Genomic DNA, 1,107 nt, shown 5'->3' with positions numbered 1-1,107 from the left:
GCGGATTGATGCCAAGCGAGAGCCAGGACAACATCACCGCTTCAACACCGCTGCCCCACATGGTCTGGCCATCAGATGAATGACCGATCACAATCGGCGGAACCCCAAACCATCTGCAAACATCTTCAACGCCAAAGCGCCGAGTTTCCAAAAGCTGCGCATCCTCAGGGTTCATCTGGAGCTGCTTATAAGAAAGCCCTGCTTCAAGCGTCAGGATTTTGCCTGCCTTGCGAGAGCCTGAGAATTTAGTGAGGATCGCCTGAAGTTGACCGCGCTGCGTCTCGTTGAGCTTTTGTTCGGAACTCAAAACACCAGCTGCCATCATCGCATTAGAAAAAACACTGCCTGCCGTCTCATCAGCAGCCAAAGCCGCCCCAATTGAATTCGCCCCGTACTTGATGGCTGACATGCCCAAACCATCACCAGCGCCGAACCCGCGCAGATGGAAAACCTTATCAGCAGGTAATGTGCTGTGTTTGCCCCGGTCATAGACGCTGTATTCCAGCTTGCCATCCCGGTTACGTTTAGGTGTGACATTGAGCAAAGGGCGCAAACCAACCAGCCTTGGTCCCACAAAGAGCTTTTCCGCACAGGCATTGCCGCGCAAGGTTGCATGCGCCGTCATACCTTCCCAGAACTCAACCGCAGTTTGCTCAGGGTTGGGGCTCTTACTAAGGATCTCGGACAGGTCCTCTTCAATCTTCACCCTGCTGTTTCCAGCACCCTTTTCATAAAGAGCAAGAGGCAGTGTTGAGATCACTTGTGAAGTCTTGCGAACACAATCCCAAACAGCAGAAAACGCCAGAGCAGAGGACGCATTCACGGTTTTGCCAGCAGCAGAAGAATGACCTCCCCCAGTCCATGCATCCCCTCCATTAAGGTTGATCCATCCCGACTCGCCTGCTCGTAGCTCCTGCTTAATGCCGCGAGCTGCTGCCTTTAAAAATCTGATCATATAACCATCACCGGATTGCTGAGGAAATCGTCCAGGCCATTACCTTCGGCCTCTGGATGGCGGCTCATAAGATCAAACGCGTTGAACGCTGCTGTGAGCGGATCAATCTTCATGTAGCCGGATGCTTGTTTGGTCACATAGTCGGCATTGCC

At 52.8% G+C, this 1,107-nt stretch carries 1 protein-coding gene; it reads right to left on the bottom strand.

All coding sequences use genetic code 11. The features are described from left to right. The coding region (locus PPL9_RS34805) for a phage portal protein (protein ID WP_057465641.1) at window positions 1–955 on the bottom strand (955 nt) is incomplete at its 3' end. Window positions 956–1,107: the final 152 nt, after the last annotated feature.

The organism is Pseudovibrio sp. POLY-S9, assembly GCF_001431305.1.
Lineage (GTDB): Bacteria > Pseudomonadota > Alphaproteobacteria > Rhizobiales > Stappiaceae > Pseudovibrio.
This window is presented reverse-complemented; position numbering and strand designations above follow the sequence as displayed.